General features: G+C 48.7%; 14 protein-coding genes, 1 pseudogene and 1 riboswitch. Of the genes and pseudogenes, 6 read left to right on the top strand and 9 right to left on the bottom strand.

Annotated elements, in window-relative coordinates; all coding sequences use genetic code 11:
* A pseudogene (locus EPO18_RS06415) lies at positions 1 to 210 on the bottom strand (glucose-6-phosphate dehydrogenase); the annotation flags it as partial.
* Positions 211 to 636: 426 nt separating this feature from the next.
* On the opposite strand from EPO18_RS06415, the gene EPO18_RS06410 reads away from it, so the two are divergent.
* Positions 637 to 828: a hypothetical protein gene (locus EPO18_RS06410; RefSeq protein ID WP_292432155.1), complete on the top strand. Its 192-nt coding sequence runs from the start codon at positions 637 to 639 to the stop codon at positions 826 to 828.
* Between the two features lie 130 nt (positions 829 to 958).
* Positions 959 to 1,321 carry a hypothetical protein gene (locus tag EPO18_RS06405; RefSeq protein WP_292432153.1) on the top strand — a complete coding sequence of 121 codons (363 nt, stop codon included), beginning with the start codon at positions 959 to 961 and terminating at the stop codon, positions 1,319 to 1,321.
* Positions 1,322 to 1,459: 138 nt separating this feature from the next.
* On the opposite strand, the gene EPO18_RS06400 is transcribed toward EPO18_RS06405, so the two are convergent.
* The 4 genes from EPO18_RS06400 to hsdR all read right to left on the bottom strand — a co-directional run bounded on the left by EPO18_RS06400 (position 1,460) and on the right by hsdR (position 7,896).
* On the bottom strand, positions 1,460 to 3,313 hold the full coding sequence (locus EPO18_RS06400) for a restriction endonuclease subunit S (RefSeq protein ID WP_292432151.1): 1,854 nt from the start codon (positions 3,311 to 3,313) through the stop codon (positions 1,460 to 1,462).
* Positions 3,310 to 3,963 carry an endonuclease domain-containing protein gene (locus tag EPO18_RS06395; protein ID WP_292432147.1) on the bottom strand — a complete coding sequence of 218 codons (654 nt, stop codon included), beginning with the start codon at positions 3,961 to 3,963 and terminating at the stop codon, positions 3,310 to 3,312. Before EPO18_RS06395 ends, EPO18_RS06400 begins: the two co-directional genes overlap by 4 nt.
* A gap of 8 nt (positions 3,964 to 3,971) precedes the next feature.
* Positions 3,972 to 5,465 carry a type I restriction-modification system subunit M gene (locus EPO18_RS06390; RefSeq protein ID WP_292432144.1) on the bottom strand — a complete coding sequence of 498 codons (1,494 nt, stop codon included), beginning with the start codon at positions 5,463 to 5,465 and terminating at the stop codon, positions 3,972 to 3,974.
* Between the two features lie 64 nt (positions 5,466 to 5,529).
* Complete coding sequence (hsdR, locus tag EPO18_RS06385) at positions 5,530 to 7,896, bottom strand: EcoAI/FtnUII family type I restriction enzme subunit R (RefSeq protein WP_292432141.1); 2,367 nt, start codon at positions 7,894 to 7,896, stop codon at positions 5,530 to 5,532.
* A 199-nt stretch (positions 7,897 to 8,095) separates the two neighbouring features.
* Between hsdR and EPO18_RS06380 the strand changes: the two genes are divergently transcribed.
* Positions 8,096 to 8,380, top strand: coding sequence for a DUF5710 domain-containing protein (locus tag EPO18_RS06380; RefSeq protein WP_292432139.1), 285 nt, complete (start codon positions 8,096 to 8,098; stop codon positions 8,378 to 8,380).
* A gap of 50 nt (positions 8,381 to 8,430) precedes the next feature.
* On the opposite strand, the gene EPO18_RS06375 is transcribed toward EPO18_RS06380, so the two are convergent.
* The gene (locus tag EPO18_RS06375; RefSeq protein WP_292432136.1) at positions 8,431 to 9,513 is read right to left on the bottom strand and encodes an efflux RND transporter periplasmic adaptor subunit; all 1,083 of its coding nucleotides are present in this window, start codon (positions 9,511 to 9,513) and stop codon (positions 8,431 to 8,433) included.
* A gap of 100 nt (positions 9,514 to 9,613) precedes the next feature.
* Here EPO18_RS06375 and gcvH point away from each other — a divergent pair, with 100 nt between their 5' ends.
* From gcvH to mazG, 3 genes are all read left to right on the top strand, one after another.
* Positions 9,614 to 9,994: a glycine cleavage system protein GcvH gene (gene gcvH, locus EPO18_RS06370; RefSeq protein WP_292432133.1), complete on the top strand. Its 381-nt coding sequence runs from the start codon at positions 9,614 to 9,616 to the stop codon at positions 9,992 to 9,994.
* A 168-nt stretch (positions 9,995 to 10,162) separates the two neighbouring features.
* On the top strand, positions 10,163 to 11,095 hold the full coding sequence (locus EPO18_RS06365) for a carbohydrate kinase family protein (RefSeq protein ID WP_292432131.1): 933 nt from the start codon (positions 10,163 to 10,165) through the stop codon (positions 11,093 to 11,095).
* Between the two features lie 137 nt (positions 11,096 to 11,232).
* Entirely contained in the window at positions 11,233 to 12,033 is an 801-nt protein-coding gene (gene mazG, locus EPO18_RS06360) for a nucleoside triphosphate pyrophosphohydrolase (RefSeq protein ID WP_292432129.1), read from the top strand.
* Between the two features lie 308 nt (positions 12,034 to 12,341).
* Here mazG and EPO18_RS06355 read toward each other — a convergent pair whose 3' ends face one another.
* The 3 genes from EPO18_RS06355 to thiC all read right to left on the bottom strand — a co-directional run bounded on the left by EPO18_RS06355 (position 12,342) and on the right by thiC (position 18,133).
* The gene (locus tag EPO18_RS06355) at positions 12,342 to 15,476 is read right to left on the bottom strand and encodes a nitrate- and nitrite sensing domain-containing protein (protein ID WP_292432127.1); all 3,135 of its coding nucleotides are present in this window, start codon (positions 15,474 to 15,476) and stop codon (positions 12,342 to 12,344) included.
* A 147-nt stretch (positions 15,477 to 15,623) separates the two neighbouring features.
* Complete coding sequence (locus tag EPO18_RS06350; RefSeq protein WP_292432124.1) at positions 15,624 to 16,067, bottom strand: universal stress protein; 444 nt, start codon at positions 16,065 to 16,067, stop codon at positions 15,624 to 15,626.
* A gap of 185 nt (positions 16,068 to 16,252) precedes the next feature.
* Entirely contained in the window at positions 16,253 to 18,133 is a 1,881-nt protein-coding gene (thiC, locus tag EPO18_RS06345; protein WP_292432121.1) for a phosphomethylpyrimidine synthase ThiC, read from the bottom strand.
* A 29-nt stretch (positions 18,134 to 18,162) separates the two neighbouring features.
* Positions 18,163 to 18,280: riboswitch (TPP riboswitch) on the bottom strand.
* Positions 18,281 to 18,547: the final 267 nt, after the last annotated feature.

Below are 18,547 nucleotides of genomic sequence, written 5' to 3'. Positions count from 1 at the left end.
CAAAAACTCTTTCAGACTGCTATGGATAATCCCAATAAACCCGGAATTATCAACATCGTGCTGGTCTATACCTATGATACGGGTGTCGGCTTCAATTAAATTGGCTTTTTCAAGCCGATACAGAGAGATAAGTAGCTTGCGGCGGGATAAATCGCCCAAACCGCCAAAAATAACCAGGTCGCAAGGTTTGAATATTCTTTTTTCGTTCATTAGAGAGGTTGCTGAATAAATAGTTACAGCCGGCATCAACCCGGCAATTTATAGATGGAATACGTATTGTTTATTATCGCAGAATTTGCTTTAGGGTGCAGTTCTGGTTGCACTGCCTTAGCGCAAGCCTGTTTTCTTGCTTCATAAATAACTATTCATGCATCTTTGTATCGAATCGATATTTAGTTGACGACAACCTTACTCTCTTTTATAGTGTTGATCCGCTACTATCATAAAAAGAGAATTTTTCATGCGTCATACGTTTGCCAACATGCACAACAACTTGGCGATTGACATTATTGACCGCTCAACATCTCAAATTGAAGTAGCCCCCCTAAGGCTAGCAAAATCCTTAGGGAAATCACTCCCGGCGTTGATGAGAGCCTGGATGCATCCATTACTTTAAAAGCAATAGAGGGTATAAAAATGAGCGTAGAAACACAAACAAGCGTAGAAACACAAACAAAAGACAGATTCTGGCTTTATGTCGGTGGTACGGTATTTTCTTTATTGATCGTTATTGCGCTGGTCAAACAAAGTGAGAGTGAAAAATTTGCGCCGATCAAACAGCAGTTGGAAGAGGAAACAGCACAGATGAATATCCGTGTTCTGAACTGAACTTAATGTTCGTTATCCTTCATGCCAAGACGCCATTTTATAGCCGCCGCATCGCTTTTGAAGGAAGCAGCGGCTACTCTTTTCGGCCTTAGCATGGACACATCACTGAAACAATACTCAGGAGAAAACCATGAAATTTAATTTGATATGCCTGTGGGCGGCACTAGCTTTTTTTTCCGCCTCAGCATCTGCAACAGAATACATTTACCGGGATCTAATGGCTAACACACTACCCTCGGCGGCTTGTGAAGCAGAATCCGACGCCATTGCAACAGCGTCAAAACCCTATAACATGACCAGATACTCCAAAACATTCTGTCAGTCGCAAGGTTACGGCTGGCATGTTGAAAAAGTAAAGGATGGGGGTAAAGCTGCCTGCACGCCCTGCACTGGAGCTAGCCAAGGTAAAAGTCAATGCCACCTGGAAGATGTAGTCGTTACCTGCAAACGCATCAAACCAGGCTCGGTTGGTATGTTGCCTGGGAAAGGTTAATGACAATCGCGTGGGCAAGAGACTTGTCTATTGCTCACGCTGATCCTGACTTACTTATCTTCATACAGGATTTGCTACAAATAATGCATCTTACAGCCTTGGCTTTTTTAAGTGGCGCAAGGCTATCCAATTCGTTCGTTACGATAGTGCCTGCTCAACCAGCACATCCGCCAGCTTTTGCTGTAATTGGTTGGCTTCAGTGATGCGGGATTTTAGTTGGTCACAGATCGTCATTAGTTCATCTACTTTGGCGACAATGCGGTGTTGTTCGGCTAACGGAGGCAACGGAATATTCAACTCTTCAACAGCACCTACACGAAGATGTTTAACCGTTGATCCGATAGCAGCGTCTGAAGATCGCTCTAAAAGATGGGGTTCGGTTAGTGCAATTAAGAGGTATTCGTTAAATATGAAATCATGCATTGGTCTTATTAACATTGTCCTTTGTCCGAGGCAGTATTTGGCACCCAAAGGAATAATTGCTGCTTCGCCCATAGGAGCTTCACGGGTAAACATTATGTCACCCGGCTCAGGAGGGCAGCGTCTTGACCAAAATTGATACGTATCTTCGGATACATATTTCAGGTTTTCCAACCTAAATTTCCTTTCCCTGATATTGCTTGTACGGATAATTGGTATTCCAGACACACTATATGGAGCCGTTTTGTTGTGACAATCAACAAGTAGGCGACAGCAATCGATCAAATGAACAGTAGCCCATAAATTTGGCAACAGAAATGGCGCTTTTCCTTCGCATAAAGCTGCAAGTTTTTTTTGCATAGTCTTGCACTCTGGATCATTCCCCTCAGTTCTCACCAGCCACTTGGTTCTATCCATACGTAACCGATTCATGAGCTCAATAGCCGGTTCGTCGTTCGGGTCTTGCGGCACCAGCTTACCCATTACCGCTAGTTGCAGCAAGGTTTGCTTGAGCGCGTCAATGCTGGCTTCGGTGGTGAACAGGATGTCGAAATGCGCGGCGATGCGTTGCCAATCTAAATCCCCCCCGCCCCCCCTTTTGCAAAGGGGGGAGACTGTATTTGGTGATTGCGTAAGTGTGCCGAGCAGGTGGCTCACGAGTTTTTCGTGGGCTTCGGCGGCGTTGCAGTGCTGGGTTTCCAGTTGGTCGCACAGCGCCATCAGCTCATCGACTTTGGCGACGATGCGGTGTTGTTCGGCTAGGGGCGGAATAGCAATTGGCAGTTCGTATGCTTCGTTTCTATTTAATCCCGGCTTAATTCCCTTACCTAACGAATCTAAACCTAGGGTATGGAACAGCTTAAAAGAGAAAATAAGATCAAGACTTTTTGGTGGAATACAATAATAAGCAACATCCGTTACGCAGCAGCCTTTTTCCAAAGACAAGTTAAGAGCACCAGCAGATCCTTTTCTACCTATTACGATACAGGGCGAGTTTATGAAACAAACATTATGACTACCCACGACCCCATTAGATCCATATACGGGATATTCACCAGTACTTGACCTTTTGTCAGCAGGCAAATTATCGCCATATTCAAAACTATAAAGATTGCCAAGCCTCGCCCACTCCCATCCCTGCGGCAATTCAAACGGTTGTTCTTCCTCGGAAATCCCCCCCAGCCCCCCTTTTACAAAGGGAGGAGTTGTTGGTTTCGCGAAATCATCCTCTTTTTCAAAGGGAGGAGCACTTGTTGATGCTGCTGTGGGCGGCGAAGTTAATTCCCCCCTTTGTAAAAGGGGGGGACGGGGGGATTTGATCTTGCCTTCGGCGATCAGCTTGGCTTTTTCAGCCTGGATGCGCTTGAGCAACTCACTGGCCGGTTCTTCGTTCGGGTTTTGCGGCACCAATTTGCCGCGCACGGCGAGTTCCAGTATCAGTTCGCGCAGTTTCTTAATGCCATAGACGCTGGCCGCATTGCCTGAACTGCGGCCACGGCCTGATTTTTTCTCGGTGTCGGCAGCCGTCCAGATGTGGATATGATCGGTCAGCAATTGGTGAATGATGCTCATGCTGAATTACCCTTTTTTGAAAATCCCCCCTGCCCCCCTTTTTCAAAGGGGGGTATTGTCTGTAGTGCTGTCTGCGTCTGTACTGCTTCGGCAGCCTCCCCTTTTTCAAAGGGAGGGATTATCTGTAGTGCTGCCTGAGTCTGTACTGCTGTGAAAACCTCCTCTTTTTCAAAGGGGGATATTGTTTGTGGTGTTGCCTGTGCTTGTACTGCTGCGGAATCCTGCTCTTTGTCAAAGACAGACGTTGATGATGACGCTATAACTCCCCCCTTTGTAAAAGGGGGGTTGGGGGGGATTTGCTTTTCAACAGCATTAAAAACAACACTCATCACAGCATCCAATTCTGTCAACACCTGACGGTTATCAAACCGCAACACCACTATACCCATTGATTCCAACACCCGATCCCTTTCCTCATCCTTGACTTGGTGATCCGCTTCGAAATGCTGCGAACCATCCAGTTCAATGACGAGATTAGCTGCTGCGCAATAAAAATCGACGATGTAGTTAGCCAAAGGTTTTTGGCGATAAAACTGCAAGCCCAATATTTGCTTGCGACGCAATTTTGACCACAGCAACTGTTCAGCATCGGTCATGTTGCTGCGCAAGTTGCGGGAAAATGGTTTTAAGGCTGGATTGTATGATTTCATAATCCCCCCTAGCCCCCCTTTTTCAAAGGGGGGGATTTATGGGATTTCAAAGCTGCATCCAAAATACCTTTCAACTGCCCGCGCAGCGCGGCGATGTCATTTTGCATAGCATTGTATTGCGCCAGCAGCAGCTCGGGATCGTGGATTTCCTGCTCGCCGACATGCGGGTTCTTGCAGTCGAGGTTGTAGTTACGTGCCTTGATGTCCTCAAGGCTGACCTTCCACGCGTATTCGTTCTCGACACGCTGTTTAAAGCCGTCCGTTTCCTTACCCCACCATGCCGCTTCCGCATCAAACTCTTCAATCTTCATCGGCTTGGTTTTGTTGTAGCTTTTTACGCCGGGCGGGTACGGGTGTTCGTAAAACCAGATGTGCCGGGTCGGCGTACCTTTGCTGAAAAACAGCAGGTTGGTCTTGATGCCGGTGTATGGCGCAAACACGCCATTGGGCAGGCGCACGATGGTGTGCAGGTTGCATTCTTCCAGCAGCTTTTCCTTGATGCGGGTTTTGATGCCTTCGCCGAACAGGAAGCCATCCGGCAAAACCAGCGCGGCGCGGCCACCGGCTTTGAGCAGCTGCATGATCAGTACCAGAAACAAATCAGCGGTTTCACGGGTACGGAAAGCTGCCGGAAAGTTGGTTTCGATGCCGTCTTCTTCCATGCCTCCGAACGGCGGGTTGGTGACGACGACGTCGACACGATCTTTCGGCTCCCAACTGATCAGCGGGCGCGCCAGCGTGTTATCGTGGCGGATATTGCTGGGCACTTCAAGGCCATGCAGGATCATGTTGGTGGTGCAGAGTAAATGCGGGAGCGGCTTTTTTTCGATACCGAAAATGCTGGCTTGAAGCCGCACTTCGTCGTCTACCGTTAAGACATCCTGTTTGCGGATGTGCTCTATCGAGCAGGACAGAAAACCGCCGGTGCCGCAGGCCGGGTCCATCACTTTTTCAGTGAGGCGCGGGTTGACCATGCGCACCATGAATTCGGTCACCGCACGCGGCGTGTAAAATTCACCCGCGTTGCCTGCTGACTGCAAATCGCGCAACAGTTGTTCGTACATATCGCCGAACAAATGGCGCTCTTGCGCTTTGTTGAAATCCACGCCTTCCTGAATCTTGTTGATGACCTGCCGAATCAGCTGGCCGGACTTCATGTAGTTGTAGGCGTCCTCAAACACCGAGCGGATCACATAGGCGCGCTGGTCGCCGCCTTTGGCTTCCAGTTGCTGCAAGGCGGGGAACAGGTCGTTATCGAGAAACTGTTTCAGCGCATCGCCGGTCATGCCTTCGGCGTTGGCGGCCCAGTTGCGCCAGCGGTATTTGTCCGGCAACGGCGATTGGTAGTCGTCTTGCAGGATTTCCCATTCGCTTTCGCGGTCGTCAAAGATTTTCAAAAATAACATCCAGACCAGCTGGCTCAGGCGCTGGGCGTCGCCATCGACACCGACGTCTTTGCGCATGATGTCTTGGATGGATTTGATGGTGGAGGAAATGCTCATTTGTGGACTTTTCGTATCGGTAAAGGTTCATTCCCCCCTTTGAAAAAGGGGGGCTAGGGGGGATTTATGCGTAAAGGTTTTCTTCCAACTCATAAAGGGCTGCCAAGTAGGCCGGCTTGCCGCCAAAGGCTGACACCAGCTCGCTGGCCGTACCCATGTTTTTGAACGGGTCCAGCGTGAGGATTTTGATGTCTTCGATGTTCTCAATGCCGGTATCGGCGTATTTTTCCAGCAGGGTTTCCAGCACCTTGCGGGCCTGCTCGCCGTATTTGGCAAAGTAGTTACGCTTCTTCACATTCTCGGCCCGCTCGCGGCGGGTTAGCGGTGGCTGGTCAAAGGCGACATGGCAGATCAGATCGAAGGCATCGAAGTCTTTGCCTACTTCGTCGGCCAGCGGTTCCAGCAACAGGCCGTGTTCTTGCAGCTCGTGCAGGATAGCGGCCTTGCGCTCGGCTTTGCTCCAGCGGCGCAGGAAGTCGTCGAGTGAGGAGTAATCCTTACGCACGGTTGACCGGGTGTAATCCTTCAGCGATTCGGTAATCAGCTTGCCTTCCGGCCCGTAATACTGCACGCGCTCGGCAACAACGTATACGGTTACATCGCCGAGCACGTATTTCATGCGGCCAATGCCTGGTTCATCAAATCCCCCCTCAATCCCCCCTTTTTCAAAGGGGGGAAGGTTCTCGCCGATTTCATCATCTAGAATGATTTTGAACTCATTGTCGGGCGGCACAGGTGACTCTCCGCCTTCCGGCACATAAATCATCACCGGCTCGCCATCGAAGTCCTTGTCGGCAAACAATTCTGTCGCCTTTTTAAAATCCATGATGGTGAACCAGTATTTGTCGTAATCCTCATTGATGCGCGTGCCGCGCCCGATGATCTGCTTGAACTCGGTCATCGACTTGATGTGCTGATCCAGCACCACCAGCTTGCAGGTTTGCGCATCCACACCTGTCGTCATCAGCTTGGAGGTGGTGGCGATCACCGGATAACGCTCTTCGGGGTTGATGAAGTTATCCAGCTCTGCCTTGCCTTCGAGTTCATCGCCGGTAATGCGCATGATGTATTTTCGGCTTTCCTTGACCCGCTCGGGGTTCAGATTGACTAAGGCTTGGCGCATGCGCTCGGCGTGGTCGATGTCATCACAAAACACGATAGTTTTGGCGTAAGGGTCTGTCGCCACCAGAAATTCGGTAATTTTTTTGGCGACCAGTTCGGTGCGCTTTTCCAGCACCAGAGTGCGATCCATATCGATCTGGTTGTAAACACGGTCTTCAATCAACTGGCCGTTTTTATCAGTTTGGCCTTTGCTGGGTCGCCAGCCTTGCACATCTTTGTCGATGTCGATGCGCACCACTTTGTACGGCGCAAGAAAGCCGTCTTCGATGCCTTGCTTCAGCGTGTAACAGTAGACAGGATCACCAAAGTAATAAATGCTGGACACATCCTTGGTTTCTTTGGGCGTGGCGGTTAAGCCCACATGCGTGGCCGAAGAAAAATAAGCCAGAATCTCGCGCCATGCGGAATCTTCCGCTGCGCTGCCGCGATGGCATTCGTCGATCACAATCAAATCAAAAAAATCCGGCGAGAACTGCTTGTAAATGTTCTGCTCTTCTTCGCTGCCGGTGACGGCCTGATACAAGGACAGGTAAATCTCGTAGCTCTTGTCGATCTGGCGCTTGCTGATCTTGGTCATCGCTGCGCCAAACGGTTTGAAATCGTTATTCTTGGTTTGATCTACCAGAATGTTGCGGTCAGCCAGAAACAGGATGCGTTTTTTGGTACCTGACTTCCATAATCGCCAGATGATCTGGAACGCGGTGTAGGTCTTGCCGGTGCCGGTAGCCATGACCAGCAGGATGCGCTGCTGGTCTTTTGCCACAGCCTCCACCGTGTTATTGATAGCGTTGGCTTGGTAATAACGCGGGGTGCGGCCTGTGCCGTCATCGTAGTACGGCATTTCTACGGTATGCAGTGCCTCTAACGTCTCTAGTCCCTTCCACTGACAATAGCGCTGCCACAGCTCTGCTGGTGATGGAAATGCGTCCAGAGCCAACTCCTGCTCAGTCTTGTCGGCTAGTCCAGTGCGGTCATGCATCAGGAAAGCGTTGCCGTTGGAGCTAAACACAAACGGCACACCAAGGGTTTCGGCATAGTTCAGTGCCTGCTGCATACCGGAGCCCACGCTATGGCCGTTTTCCTTGGCTTCGATCACGGCCAGCGGGATATTCGACTTGTAATAGAGGATGTAATCGGCGCGCTTTTGCTCTCCACGGGTATGCAGCTTACCGCGCACGATAATTCGCCCTTTGGTGAAGCTCACTTCCTCCCGAATCTGGCTGTGCAGATCCCACCCTGCTCCAGTAATGGCCGGGGTGATGTACTTGGTACAGATGTCGCGTTCTGAGAGGCTTTTTTTGTCGGCCATGGTACGGGAATGTTTTTTATTATTAGGAAAAATATTTAAAGCCGATTGACAACTCAGCTTTACGAACTGACATATTAGCACATCCGAAACATGCATTTTCCGGCGTATTTAATACAGTCCAAATTATTCGGCCCTGTTAAGTTAGTCATGATTTACAATACAGCAATTACCCTATCCAACCCGCACCACCAATTACAAAATGGCAGAATCGAAAATTTATCTGAATGTATCTTTTGCCCAAAAGGATGAAGCAAAAGCGCTAGGCGCAAGGTGGGACGCAATCCAAAAGAAATGGTTTGTCCCGTCAGATAAGGACATTGCGCTTTTTGCCAGATGGCATGCTGAATCCGGCGCTGTGGAATCGCCAGGATCGAAGACTTCGTCTTCCGGTTCTGTACCCAAGCAGGCCGCCTCCGGTGCGAGAACCCATGCAACGATTATAGACTTTGTTGCTTATAACGGCGATGCACCGCCTTGGGATTAAGGTTTGTTTTTTGCTGTAGGGCGTGCCATGCGCGCTAACGCTCATCCGGATTAATCATCCTCATCCGGGATTTGTCCTTTTAGTTCTTCCGACAACAGCATTTGCCCTCCTATCACAACCAGTTGCTCGCCGGCATTGATGCCGCCGCCGACAAAGTAACCGTCGGCCGTTGCCGAATACTGATCGATAGTGCGGCGGCTGAAATGCTCCGCATCGGTTTTGATATAAACAAAAGCCTGATCCATGTACCAGATTAATGCGGATTTAGGGATAACTACGCCGGACCTGCTTTCACCTTGCTCAGGTATCCATGCCGCAACACGCATGCCGGGTCTGATACGGTTATCACCAGGGATGGTGTGTATGCCGCAAGACTGCCGGGAGCAGTCGCGGCGGCCGTCGGTCTGGAAAAAATAGCTTTCGCCTTGCGCGATGGTATCGGTTTGCGGGGCGGCTGAAATCAGTTCGGCTTTGTTTGCTGCACTGCGGTTGCCTGTTGCTTCAACATCAATGCTCTGAATATCGCTCGCCAGCTGTTTATTGACCGGCAAGGTAATTTGCAATAGCGTTTTCCGACCGGATAAAAAGTCGTCCAGTTTGTTGGGATCCCTGGATAACGCCCACTCAGTAAGCGTTTTACCCCAATTGAGCCGCGCCTCATCGGCAATGGCCGTACCTTGAACATTACTTGCATCAACCTGGGCTTTATCGGTGTGCCATTGCGCTTGCTGGACTTGCAAGTTATGTTTTGATGTTGCGCCGTCACGGTATAAGTCTTGCTGACGTTTAATGCTTTGCTCAGCCTGATTGAATCTTGCGGCAGCGCCGCCACGCTCGGTCATCACAACCGAATACCGATGCCGTAACTCGATCAGCGGCTGTATATTGACCGCTTTTCCGTAAGCCGAAAATTCAGCATGATGATTGACAGGGGTTAGCGTTATTGTTTGTAAGCCCGATAACGACTGGGCTTTTGCGGCCAGGAAAACAGTTCCCGGTCCAGCGGATTCCGGTAGATTGGTAACCGGTTTATCGTCATCATCGGCGAAACTCGAGCTAACGCTGGATATAAAAATACAGGCTATTAAAAAAGCATTCATGTGGACAGTAAATGAGAATATAGATGCGTTCATGTTATAAGATTTCCATTCTTAAATGCATTTTTTTGTTGTTTTTAAAAAATTGCACGTTATCCTTGAAAATAAAATAACCAACTCTAATTGAGAGATTACCATGAGCGATATACCCGATAACTTAAAGTACGCAACGACTCACGAATGGGCAAAGGTTGAAGACGGCATTGTTCGCGTCGGCATAACCAATTTTGCCCAGGAAGAATTGGGCGATTTGGTTTTTATCGAGCTGCCGGAACTGGGACGTAAAGTCAATGCGCAAGAGCAATGCGCCGTAGTCGAATCGGTTAAAACAGCATCCGATTTGTTCAGCCCGGTTGCCGGCGAGGTGGTCGCTGTCAACGAGGCTGTGGTAGATGAGCCGGAGAAAGTCAATGACGATGCTTACGGCACTTGGTTGTTTTGTATAAAAGCGGACAACCTGGCTGGACTCGACTCATTAATGGATGCTAGCGCCTATCGGCAAATGATCGAACAGTAACTTAGGCACAATGTTAAGGGTTCGTCTTTGCACCTTTTTCATATACAGCAATAAACAAATCAAAACCGGCTTAGACAGCGATAACCTGAACATCAATTTTATTTTTCCGCAGCTGCTCTTGCAGTTTTGCGGCATACACAACCATCACTGGCGATAAAGAGGAACGCAATGAGCGCATTAATATGTGGGTCTATGGCTTACGATACCATCATGGTTTTTCATGATAAATTCAAACATCACATCTTGCCGGAAAAAATCCACATCTTGAATGTATCGTTCCTGGTGCCGGTGATGCGGCGCGAATACGGCGGCTGTGCGGGTAACATTGCCTACAATCTGAAATTACTGGGCGAAGAACCGTTAATTATGGCTACCGTCGGGCATGATTTTGAGCCGTATGCTCAATGGATGGCCCAAAACCAGTTGTCCAGCGAGTATATTCAAATTCTGGACAATAGTTATACCGGTCAAGCCTACATTACCACTGATGAAGAAGCTAACCAGATTACCGCTTTCCATCCCGGCGCAATGAATTCGTCGCACTTAAATTCGGTTCCGACTGATCGGCAAATCAGTATAGGTATCGTATCGCCCGACGGCAAAGAAGGCATGCAATTACATGCCGAGCAGTTCGCAGAGCTGGATATCCCTTTTATCTTCGATCCGGGCCAAGGCATGCCGATGTTTAACGGCGAAGAACTGCTCAAATTTATCGATCAGGCAACTTGGATAACATTGAACGACTATGAATCCGAGTTGATGCAAGAGCGTACCGGCTTGTCGCTGGAACAAATGGCTGAGCGGGTTGAAGCGCTGATTATTACTTTGGGTGGCCAAGGCTCACAGATATACACCCACGGCGAGTGCATTACTATCCCTGCCGCAAAGCCTAAAGCGATACTTGACCCGACCGGTTGCGGCGACTCCTATCGTGCGGGGCTTTTATACGGCCTGATGAATGACTTGGGTTGGGAAGTTACCGGCAGAGTTGCCTCATTGATGGGCGCAATTAAAATCGAAAATAACGGCACCCAAAATCATTCGTTTGATATGGATAGTTTCAGAGAACGCTACCGCGAGAATTTCGGGTCTTCGTTTTAATTTCCAGCTAAAAGCCAGTTAAGCAATAGAACGCTGATGACGCAGATTTTGGCGGATAAACACAGATAAAAAATCTTATAAAATCCGTCCACTCCGCGTCATCAGCGTTCTATTTTTAATAGTCGATAATGATATTCATGCTAAAACACACCCAAAAACTCCTAGACATTATGTCGCGCCTGCGCCACCCTGAAGAGGGCTGTGCATGGGATGTTAAACAGGACTTCACTAGTTTGATTCCTTACTTGATTGAAGAAGCCTATGAAGTTGCCGATGCAATTGAACGCAACGACCTGGATGATTTGCGCTCGGAGCTGGGCGACCTGCTGTTACAGGTGGTATTCCACTCCCAGATTGCCGAGGAACGAGGACTGTTCAACTTTGAACAGGTCTCGGAAGGCATTTGCGACAAACTGATCCGCCGCCATCCGCATGTTTTTTCCGATGCTGTTTTCAACACCGATGAAGAACGTCATCAAGCCTGGGAACAGGCAAAAGCGATCGAACGGCAGGAGAAAAAGAAAACAGAAGAGCACGACAGCGTGTTATCCGGCGTGGCCCGCAATCTTCCGGCTTTGCTTGAGTGTGAAAAAATACAGGATCGCGCTGCAAATCATGGCTTTGATTGGCCGGATGCGTTACCGGTTTTCGACAAAGTGCTGGAAGAACTGGATGAGGTTAAAGAGGCTTGGCAATCCGGCGACCAAGCGCATATTCAGGAAGAAATCGGCGATTTATTGCTGGTTGCGGTTAATTTGGCCCGCCATTTAAACGTCAATGCCGAAGTTGCGCTCAAGGAAAGCACTAAAAAATTCTCCAGGCGTTTTCAACATATAGAACAACAGATCAAAGCGTCCGGGCTGAACCTGAAAGACTGCGAATTGGCCGAATTGGATGTTTTATGGGATCAGGCAAAACAAGCTTTAAAGAAAAAGTAGATCAAGCAAAAGGGGAGCGGGCCAACCGGGAGCTCGTCATATAATTTGCTGCTGTTACGCATGCTTATGATAGAAAAGCATAGTATCCACTAAAGGCGCAAAAATGTTTGAAACTCACGTTCCCGCGTTCCGGTGTGGAAACGCTCCACCTGTTCGGAACGTTGTAAGTTAGACCTTCCAGGTTTTAAAAACCTGGAAGGTCTGCCTATCGGGATGTTTTTACAGCCGCAAAAAATATCTTGTTCCTGACCGACTGCGGTCTATCTTTTCGCGGCGGTACTGGACGGCGCGCAACATCGGATCAGTAATTAAAACTCTTCCCACTCATCAGCGCTTGCTGCCATTTTTTCAGGTTTTGGTTTGGCAACAGCTGCGCTTGCCGGAGAATGGACATCTTTTTTCAAGTGCATAATCGCAACCCCAACGGCAGTTGACGCCGAAACGAACTGGGATCCACTACCCAGCATTGCTTCCGCCTCACTGAATTTTTTTGCGTTGATCGTATTAGCGACTTTTCCCGCCTCGATATGAAAGGCCGCGTGTTTGGACACACATTCTGAATAACTCGGCTGATGAGCAAGCTGAGACTTAGCGCTGCCATGCAGCCATTTACCTAAATCGCAGCAATCATCTCTTGAGATCGTTGCAGCATCCATTTCTTCATGTCTTGATATAGCGGTACGGAGCTTCACTTTCCACTCAGAATGTTTCTCGATCGCCTTATCCAAATCTATGTCGATGTTACTTGATACAGGCTTATTTTGATGAGACTCTTTCTTGGCAGGAGCACTTTTTATACTGGTTTGGCTAACAGTACGTACCGGCTCGGCATTGGCAAATCCGGTAAAACCGCGTGAATTGCCGTCCAATTTAAAGTGTCCTACGGTAATCGCCAGATTCTGCGTTTGCTCTTCCAGCGATTCCGCTGCGGCTGCCGCTTGCTCTACCAACGCGGCGTTTTGTTGGGTCACATCGTCCATCTGGCTAATAGCTTGGTTGACTTGCTCAATGCCGGATGTTTGCTCCATGGACGCGGCACTGATCTCGGACATGATGACTGTCACGCCGCGGATCGCGCTAACGATTTCTTCCATGGTTAAGCCGGCCTGGGCAACCAGTTTGGTGCCGTCTTCAACCTTTTCCACCGAATCGCCAATCAAGCCTTTAATTTCCGCAGCTGCCGCAGCTGCGCGTTGCGCGAGATTGCGCACCTCGACGGCCACTACGGCAAAACCCCGTCCTTGCTCCCCGGCGCGAGCCGCTTCTACCGCAGCGTTGAGCGCGAGAATATTGGTTTGAAAAGCGATGCCGTCTATCACTGAGATGATATCCACAACTTTGCGCGAAGACTCATTAATGTCTTCCATGGTCGACACAACTTGGCCAACTACCTTAACGCCCTTACCGGCAATGTCGGTTGCACCGACAGCAAGCCGATTGGCATGTTTGGCATTTTGGCTATTGGCCTGTACAGTAGAAGTCAGCTGTTCCATGCTGGCGGCGGTTTCTTCCAGGCTGGCAGCCTGCTCTTCGGTACGATGCGACAGATCATTGTTGCCTGCGGCAATTTCTTTCGCTGCGGTATTAATCGTCTCGGAAGCATCCTTGATTTGGCTGACGATCTCTTTCAGCTTTTCCACGGTGGAATTGGAGTCGTCTTTAAGTCGCCCAAAAGTCCCCGAATAGCTATTAGTGATCGTTTCGGTCAGATCGCCGCGGGACAATGCGCCAAGTACGCGCACCACTTCATTCAGGCCGTTAGAGCTGGTTTCCATCAGTTCATTAACGCCTTCCGCCAATTGCAGGAAGAAGCCGTCTTTATCCGTCTCGCTAATACGTTGATTAAAATCGCCTAGCACAGCGCCGCTCACCACTTTGGCAACTTCCTGCTCAATAGCCACTTCAGCGGTTCGATCCTTCCATTCCACTACCGAGCCGATTCTTTGCCCCTGCTCGTTATTGATGGCATTAGCTATCAAATCAAAAGTACAGCCTCCGATGTGAATCTCGCTACGAAAAGTCGAACTTAAGCCAGCCAGCAATTGTTGCTGATGCGCGGGGTTCTTATGAAAGACATCCATGTTTGTCCCCAATAATTTACCGGAATCAAACTTGGGCAAAGCCTTTCGTATGTCAGGCTCGGCGTGTTTCATCATAGTCAGTAACGCCGGATTCATATAGATGATGTTACGGTTGTTATCAGCCACCATTACGTTAGACGTAATGCTATCCAAAGCAGTTTTAAGGCGCAGGGATTCGTCATGCTCCTTATGCTCTTTGGTTATGCGTGCCAGCAATAGTTGCTGCATAGTGTTCATAGAACGGAACAACTCTCCCAGCTCATCCTTTTGCGAAATATCGATACTGGAACTCAAATCGCCATTTGCAATGGCACTAGCCACCTGCTGAAGGGTTTTAATCGAACGTAAAATCTCCCGAATGATAACAATAGCCAATACGGCGGTTATCAGGACAGAGAAGACTGTTAGCGCAATAAACAGTATCGCCATGCGCTCGGCATCGCTTTTGAATTTATTCGCAGCATCGAGAAGATCGCCGGAGAGTTTATTCTCGACCTCTTTGATAAGGTCAATTTTTTCGGTCACTGTTTTAAACCAGTAAACAGGATCAATGCCAAGCCCTGGCTCAATGCCTTTATCCAAGGCGATTTTCTTTATTCTGGCAACTTCATCGACGGCAGAGCCCGATACCTTAGTCTTGTAAAACTCCTTTTGGCTGTCCAGCGCGTAGGCAAAGAACATGTCGGTATAGACATCCTGAGCGGAAAAGTTTTTCAAAAATCGGCTATGGGTATCTGGCGTAAAGTGATCTGCGACAAACACCGTAGCCAGCAAGGCCCGTTCCATACCGGCACGCTCCTTGGCTTTAAGCAAACTTGAATATGAAGAAGCCAAGCGGGAAATTTCGCTGTGACTACTAAGAGAGGAGACCTGAGCAGGGACATCAAGCAGAGAGCCGATGGTTTTAGTATAATAAGCGCTTGATTGCGTAGGATCTATGCCGAGAGCGCTAATCGCAGTGCGCTTGGAATCAAGCTCCCTCAAATTGCTCGTAGCCGTTTCCAGCAGGATTCTCAGTCCGTCACTATAACTGCCGGCATCAAAGCTTTTAAGCGTCGCTTGAAGCGTCTCAACGGACTTATCGGTTTTCACGCGTTGCGCCGGCAATTCGGCGGAAAATTTGACCCCGTTGCTGCCGATAAAAGAGGCGCTCATGCCGCGCTCTTTCTGCATTTCATGTACTAGAGCGCCAATTTTAACAGAAACATCGACCAGCAATTCCAGCTTGGTCATCTCTTGCGAGGTTGACTGTCTCTCAAGAACTCCCGCCCCGGCAAAATAAAGTAAGGCAAGAGCAGGAATAGCCGCCATCAGAATTAATTTTGACCTTAGACTCGATGTGAAAGCGATATTGTTTGGCATGGGCAGCTACACTCCTTGAGTGATATTTCTAAAGTATTTTGGAGCATCTACAGATGCCGGGTTATCTATTACCTTTTGGATGAACTAGGCCCACATCAATTGATGTCTAAGTGATTTAACCGTGCAAAAATTATAGCAGCTAAAAAGCTAATCATTTGGCAATCGAATCGCCATCACATCACATCCGGCATAATGCAGAACACTATTTGCCGTTGAACCTAACAATAGCGACAGACCATGCCGCCCATGAGAGCCGACAATGATTAAATCGATCCGCTCCTGCTCAGCAAGCTGAACTATCTCCTGATTGGGCACCCCCCAAACCATCCAACAGTCAGCCCGGGCTACGCCTAACCGATCACCAATCTGCATCAACCGAGTTTTCTCCGCTTCAAGCAAATCATAGCCTGAATCTTCGTTTAACGAAATCACTGTTCCGTAACCGGTATCGGGCATGGGTATATTATCCAACACATGAATAATACTTAATTTAGCCTGATATTTTTCGGCCAAATCCTTTGCTCGCCGGGCGAACGCAGCGCTATGCTCGGAGTAATCCACAGCTAGTAAAATGTGTTGATAAGCGCCCATGGTGTTTGCCTTATTTTTGATAACTATTGGTTTTGGATAAATGTATAGAAGTTGCCAAGTGCGCCAAAGGAAAACCTTTTTCAAATAGATGCCGCAGAAGCAAGTAGATGTGTGATGCGAGGGTTGTATGAAAGGAATAAAGGTATATTAAAGCCCTCCCCGCTTTAAAGAAGGGCTTCATTTTCTTAAACTTTATGATAAATATCGGCGCCTTCTTCGAGGAACTGTTTGGACTTTTCATCCATACCCTTCAATAAAGCCTCTTCTTCTTTGATGCCTTTTTCCGCAGCATAATCGCGTACATCCTGGCTGATTTTCATCGAACAAAAATGCGGGCCGCACATCGAGCAAAAATGCGCGACTTTGGCGGACTCTTTAGGCAGGGTTTCGTCATGAAATTCACGGGCTTTTTCCGGATCGAGACCGATATTGAATTGATCTTCCCAACGGAATTCAAAACGCGCTTTGGACATCGCGTTATCACGCGCCTGTGCGCCGGGATGGCCTTTTGCCAGATCGGCTGCATGGGCAGCAATTTTGTAAGTCACGATGCCTTCGCGGACATCTTGTTTGTTCGGCAAACCTAAATGCTCTTTTTGGGTGACATAACACAGCATCGCGCAACCGTACCAACCGATATTGGCCGCGCCTATCGCCGAGGTAATATGATCGTAACCGGGGGCAATGTCGGTGGTCAGCGGGCCTAAGGTATAGAACGGCGCTTCGCCGCATTCTTCCAGCTGTTTGTCCATATTGACTTTAATCATATGCAACGGCACGTGACCTGGGCCTTCGATCATGGTTTGCACATCATGCTTCCAAGCAATTTTGGTCAGTTCGCCCAATGTTTCCAGTTCGCCGAATTGCGCCGCGTCGTTGGCGTCATAGATTGACCCCGGACGCAAACCGTCGCCTAATGAGAAAGCCACGTCATAAGCTTTCATGATTTCGCAGATTTCTTCAAAATGCGTGTATAAGAAGCTTTCGGTGTGATGCGCCAAGCACCATTTCGCCATGATCGAGCCGCCGCGCGAAACGATGCCGGTCATGCGTTTTGCGGTTAACGGCACGTGATGCAAACGCACCCCGGCATGAATCGTAAAGTAATCCACGCCCTGCTCGGCTTGCTCGATCAAGGTGTCGCGGAAGATTTCCCAAGTCAGGTCTTCGGCTTTACCGTTGACTTTTTCCAAAGCTTGGTAAATAGGCACAGTGCCTATAGGTACCGGTGAGTTGCGTAAAATCCACTCGCGGGTTTCGTGGATATTTTTACCGGTGGACAAATCCATAATGGTGTCGCCGCCCCAACGGATGCCCCAAAGCATTTTTTCGACTTCTTCCTCGATGGACGAGGTCACCGCCGAGTTGCCCAAATTGCCGTTGATTTTAACTAGGAAATTGCGGCCGATAATCATCGGTTCCAGTTCAGGATGGTTGATATTGCATGGAATAATAGCCCGGCCTCTTGCCACTTCGGAACGAACAAAATCAGGTGTAATGACATCGGGAATGGACGCGCCGAAAGAATCGCCGGGATGCTGGTCTTTCCATAAATGGCGCATTTCTTCCATTTTTTGGTTCTCACGGATCGCGATGAATTCCATTTCCGGCGTGATAATGCCCTGCCTTGCATAGTGCATCTGCGATACGTTTTTTCCAGCTTTGGCTCTGCGCGGTTTGCGAATATGCTCAAAACGCAGCTCGGCGGTCGCAGGATCTTCAAGGCGTTGACGGCCGAATTCCGAACTGGGACCCGATAATTCTTCGGTGTCGTTTCGCTCTGCAATCCAGGCTGAACGGATAGCGCCCAGACCTTTTTTCAAATCGACTTCGACATTGGGATCGGTATAAACACCTGAAGTGTCGTAAACATAAAGAGGCGGATTTTTTTCCGCGCCCTTTTCTGAACCGAAATGCACTGGAGTATCGGATAAAGTAATTTTACGCATCGGCACGCGTATGTCGGGACGGCTGCCTTGAACATATACTTTTTCCGATGCGGGGTATGAATCAATCTTTACGCCACTGGATTCAATAGACGTAACTTCTTTAAGGACAGCGCTCATGTTTTTCTCCAACAGCAAAACAATAAGGCGCAGGGAAGTCTGGGCTTTCCTACGCCGGTATTAACCAGGGTCAGGTTCAAAGGGTTTTTCTCAGCCTTCCCATTTCATGCAACCCATGAAAATAAGAAAGCACCCCTAGCCTTTACGGATGTATTCCTAAGTTAAAGTATAATGCCGCAGATTGCAAGCTTATAGAGCATCACCCGCACAATAAACACCTTATAAAACAAATGGTTTTGATAAGCAAGACTATCTTAAAAACCTCATTTTCAGTCAACACCGGCCCATCTGCTGCCATCAAGGCAAAAACATCCATTTATTTGAGAGAGATTATTGGGCTAGCGCTTATCTCAGAAGCAATTTATCCGCACGGTAAAAATGATTTTTTTTATCAGCAATGTTAGAATCAGTTCA

The organism is Methylobacter sp. (genome assembly GCF_004322395.1).
In the GTDB taxonomy this organism is placed as follows: Bacteria; Pseudomonadota; Gammaproteobacteria; order Methylococcales; family Methylomonadaceae; genus Methylobacter_A.
The sequence above is the reverse complement of the archived record's forward strand: the minus strand, read 5'-3'. Positions and strand labels throughout refer to the sequence as shown.

Coding starts and splice junctions, on each gene's coding strand:
- EPO18_RS06410 (WP_292432155.1), top strand. CDS start 637: ATGAGCGTAGAAACACAAACAAGCGTAGAAACACAAACAAAAGACAGA.
- EPO18_RS06405 (WP_292432153.1), top strand. CDS start 959: ATGAAATTTAATTTGATATGCCTGTGGGCGGCACTAGCTTTTTTTTCC.
- EPO18_RS06400 (WP_292432151.1), bottom strand. CDS start 3,313: ATGAGCATCATTCACCAATTGCTGACCGATCATATCCACATCTGGACG.
- EPO18_RS06395 (WP_292432147.1), bottom strand. CDS start 3,963: ATGAAATCATACAATCCAGCCTTAAAACCATTTTCCCGCAACTTGCGC.
- EPO18_RS06390 (WP_292432144.1), bottom strand. CDS start 5,465: ATGAGCATTTCCTCCACCATCAAATCCATCCAAGACATCATGCGCAAA.
- hsdR (WP_292432141.1), bottom strand. CDS start 7,896: ATGGCCGACAAAAAAAGCCTCTCAGAACGCGACATCTGTACCAAGTAC.
- EPO18_RS06380 (WP_292432139.1), top strand. CDS start 8,096: ATGGCAGAATCGAAAATTTATCTGAATGTATCTTTTGCCCAAAAGGAT.
- EPO18_RS06375 (WP_292432136.1), bottom strand. CDS start 9,513: ATGAACGCATCTATATTCTCATTTACTGTCCACATGAATGCTTTTTTA.
- gcvH (WP_292432133.1), top strand. CDS start 9,614: ATGAGCGATATACCCGATAACTTAAAGTACGCAACGACTCACGAATGG.
- EPO18_RS06365 (WP_292432131.1), top strand. CDS start 10,163: ATGAGCGCATTAATATGTGGGTCTATGGCTTACGATACCATCATGGTT.
- mazG (WP_292432129.1), top strand. CDS start 11,233: ATGCTAAAACACACCCAAAAACTCCTAGACATTATGTCGCGCCTGCGC.
- EPO18_RS06355 (WP_292432127.1), bottom strand. CDS start 15,476: ATGCCAAACAATATCGCTTTCACATCGAGTCTAAGGTCAAAATTAATT.
- EPO18_RS06350 (WP_292432124.1), bottom strand. CDS start 16,067: ATGGGCGCTTATCAACACATTTTACTAGCTGTGGATTACTCCGAGCAT.
- thiC (WP_292432121.1), bottom strand. CDS start 18,133: ATGAGCGCTGTCCTTAAAGAAGTTACGTCTATTGAATCCAGTGGCGTA.